This is a genomic window from Gammaproteobacteria bacterium (assembly GCA_028817255.1).
Classification (GTDB): domain Bacteria; phylum Pseudomonadota; class Gammaproteobacteria; order Porifericomitales; family Porifericomitaceae; genus Porifericomes; species Porifericomes azotivorans.
This window is the reverse complement of record JAPPQA010000192.1, coordinates 1-3,578: the sequence shown is the minus strand read 5'-3', so window position 1 is coordinate 3,578 and position 3,578 is coordinate 1. Positions and strand designations below refer to the sequence as shown.

Genomic DNA, 3,578 nt, shown 5'->3' with positions numbered 1-3,578 from the left:
GCCCATCTTCAAGCGCGTTCCGTTCATGGATTTCTCTTGTATCATTGGCACTGTAGCATGGCAAGGCAAACGACAAAGGCCCCTTTTCTCCCACGATCCACCGCCCGCGGAGCCCCTGGGGGCGCCCGCCGCGGCCCGCGCGCGCACTACCCCCGCCAGCCGTGCAACAATCGCTTCTCAGTCTGTGCAAAAGCCCTATGGGCATCCGGCGAATAAAGCCTACTCCGCCATTCCCATGCCCCCCCTCGCCATTCCCGCGCCCCCACCCCGCCATTCCCATGCCCCCACCTCGCCATTCCCATGCCCCCACCCCGTCATTCCGGCGAAAGCCGGAATCCAGCATATCAAGCGCGCGCTTCGCGCTCCTTTCATTGCCTGAAATGCATGGCTCCCGCTCCCGTCTCCGGTTTATTTTTGCTCGAAGACGGCGACTACGGGCGCGTGGTCGGAGGGCCGCTCCCAGCTGCGCGGCACTTTGTCAATGCGGCACTCCTGGCAATGGGCGGCCCAGGCGCGGTTCGCTAGGATATGATCGATTCGCAGACCGCGGTTGCGTCGGAAGGAACCCCCCCGGTAGTCCCACCAGGTGAAGCTGTTCGCCTCCTGCTCGAAGGAGCGGAAGCAATCCTGTAATTTCCCTTGTTGCAATAATTGCCGAAAGCGCAGGCGCTCCGGCTCGCTGACCAGGATCTTGCCCGCCCACAGCGCCGGGTCGTGCACGTCGCGGTCTTCGGGTGCGATGTTGAGATCTCCCAGCACGATCCATCGGTCCTGTGCGGTCAGGCGCGCGGCATATTCGATAACGCGATCCAGCCAATCCAGTTTGTAGCGGTATTTTTTCGCCCCGACCTCGGCGCCGTTGGGCACATAGAGGTTCAGTACGCCGATGCGTTGCTTTTCGTACCACGAGCAAAGGACTCTGCGCTGGGGGTCGTCATAGCCGGGTATGCCCCCCGCCGCGCGCGCGGCGGGGGTGCGGCTCAGGGTCGCAACACCGTTGTATGCGGGCTGCCCGTAAAAGGCGGCGTGGTAGCCCAGGGCGGCAACCTCTTTTTCCGGGAACGCCGCGTCGGTCGTTTTGGTCTCCTGCAGGGCCAGGATGTCGGGCTTTTCCGCTCTCAGCCACTGGCCGACTTGTTCCCAGCGCACCCGCAGGGAATTTACATTCCAGGTGGCAATCTTAAAGGCGGACAAGGATTGCAATTCCGTTTGCAGGGGGAAAAGCCGGTCGCTGACCGCGCCGCGGAATCACGCTTCGCCCGCGAGCCCGATACGGTCCAGGAGCGGCTGTATGCTGGGCTCCCGGTTACGGAACCGCACGAACAGTTCCCGCGGTTCTTCCGCCCCTCCCCGTGCCAGCACGGAGCGCAGAAACTCCTCTCCGACTCGGCGGTCGAAGAGCCCCTCTGCCGCGAAACGGGAGAATGCGTCCGCTGCCATCGTCTCCGCCCACTGGTAGCCGTAGTATCCTGCCGCGTATCCCCCCGCAAAAATATGCGAGAAGCCGTGTTGAAAGCGATTGTACGGAGGGGGAAATACGACCGCCGTTTGTTTGCGCACCTTGTCCAGGAGGGACTGGATTTCTTCGTTGTCCAGGTTCCCTTGCCGGAGATGCAGGCGAAGGTCGAAGAGGCCCAGTTCGACCTGGCGAACCGTTTGCATACCCGCCTGAAAGTTGCGAGCCGCCAATATGCGCCGCAAAAGCCCCTCGCCGATGGGTTTCCCGGTCCGGTAATGCCGCCCGAACAGGGCTAATGCGTCGCGTTCCCAGCACCAGTTCTCCAGGAGTTGGCTCGGCAACTCCACCGCATCCCAGGGGACGCTGTCGATCCCGGACACTCCGCTTTCTTCCACCTCGGTCAGCAGGTGGTGCAACACATGGCCGAATTCGTGAAACAGCGTTTCCACTTCATCGTGGGCGAGGAGCCCCGGGCGTCCCTTGAGCGGCGGCGCGAAATTTGTCGTCAGGCACGCCACCGGGCGCTCCAACTCTCCGGCGACACGCTGCCGATTGCGGAGATGCTCCATCCAGGCCCCGCCCTGCTTGCGGGGACGGGTATAGAGATCCAGGTAAAAGCAACCGTACTCACGGCCCTTTTCGTCCGCAACGCGGTAGAGGCGTACGCTGGGATGCCATGCGGGGGGAAATTTCTCCGCTTCCAGGACCTCGATCCCGAAGAGTCGCCGCGCGATCCGGAACATTCCTTTCAGCACTTGGGGCACGGCAAAGTAGGAACGCAGCCGCTCTCCGGAAAACCGGTATCGGTGATGACGAAGCTTTTCCGAATAATAAGGGATATCCCAGGCTGCGAGCGTCCCGAGACCGAATCGAGCTTTGGCAAAGGACCGCAATTCCCGCAATTCGCCGACCGCCGCCGGGCGGGCGCAGGTTGCCAATTTTCCCAGAAAGCGCAGAATTTCTTCCGGGTTTTTGGCCATTTTTCGTTCCATTGAGTAGTGGGCGTAGCTGGGAAATCCCAGAAGAGACGCTTTGTCGCCGCGCAGTCTCAGGATTTCTTCCATTACTCCGGAATTGTCCCAGCGGCGCGCGCCGGGCCCCTGATCCGAGGCTCGCGTCGCATGCGCCCGGTAGAGCGACTCCCGTAAATCGCGGTCGTCGGCATACCGTAAGACCGATAGGCAGCAGGGGTCGTCCAGCGTCAATAGCCAACCCGGCAAGCCCTTCTCGCGTGCCGCCCGCAAGGCATGGTTTTTGGTCAGCGCCGGCAAGCCCCTCAGTTTGCGCTCGTCGGTTATCCGCAGGTGCCAGGCATTGGCCGCATCCAGCAGGTTTTCTTCGAATTGCGCTTCGAGCTGGCCAAGCCTGCGGTGGATTGTTTGCAGCCGTCTCCTTCCGTCTTTGGAGAGATGGATGCCGGCCAGACGGAAGTCGCGCAGGGCGTTCTCCACTACTCGCTGGCGCGCCGGGGAGAGCCGTCCGTACTCCGGGCCCTCCCGCACCGCCTGGTATGCCCGGTGCAAATCCTCGTTCTGCCCTACGGCCATTTCATAGGCGGACAACTTGGGCAGGCAGGCATCGTAAGCCTGGCGCAGATCCTTGCTGTCGGCGACGGCACGCAGATGTTGCACCAGCGCCCACGTACGGTGCAGCCGCTCGTGGAGCGCCTCGACGCGCGCCAGCCCTCCCCAGGAGCGAATTTGGGGAGATTGCAGCAGCGCGCCGAGTTGTTGCCGATTGCTTTCGAGGAGGCCATCCATTACGGCCTCGACCTCCCCGGGGCGTATGTCGGCGAAGTCCGGCAGACCCCGGCTCCAAAACGGCGAGGACAGGTCCATGCCGGCTTCCTGCCGCGCCGCATGTGCTGCGGCGGTGCGGTTGCAAGCTCCCCCGCTCATGCGACGCGGGGCGGGATCGTTGGCGATGGCTCCGGGGGGGAAAGCATAGGGCGCCATATTGCGCGGATTCGAATGGCAAATGCAATCCAGGGGACTCCCGCGGTCTTTCGCTATGCCCGTTTCGGATGGAACGGTCCGTTGCGGCGGGTTGCGCGCCGGGCAGCGGGGGTCTGGCGTTGCGTTGCGGGTTTTGCTAGAGTGAGGTTTCGTCTGGCGTCCGG

General features: G+C 63.1%; 2 protein-coding genes. Both read right to left on the bottom strand.

Translation table 11 applies throughout. The features are described 5' to 3' along the window. Positions 1-408 precede the first annotated feature (408 nt). Complete coding sequence (gene xth, locus OXU43_07795) at positions 409-1,194, bottom strand: exodeoxyribonuclease III (GenBank protein ID MDD9825056.1); 786 nt, start codon at positions 1,192-1,194, stop codon at positions 409-411. A 54-nt stretch (positions 1,195-1,248) separates the two neighbouring features. Then, entirely contained in the window at positions 1,249-3,297 is a 2,049-nt protein-coding gene (locus tag OXU43_07790; protein MDD9825055.1) for a M3 family metallopeptidase, read from the bottom strand. Between the last annotated feature and the right edge of the window lie 281 nt (positions 3,298-3,578).

Excerpts from the sequence above, each read along its gene's own strand:
- OXU43_07790 (MDD9825055.1), bottom strand. The coding sequence starts at position 3,297 with ATGGACCTGTCCTCGCCGTTTTGGAGCCGGGGTCTGCCGGACTTCGCC.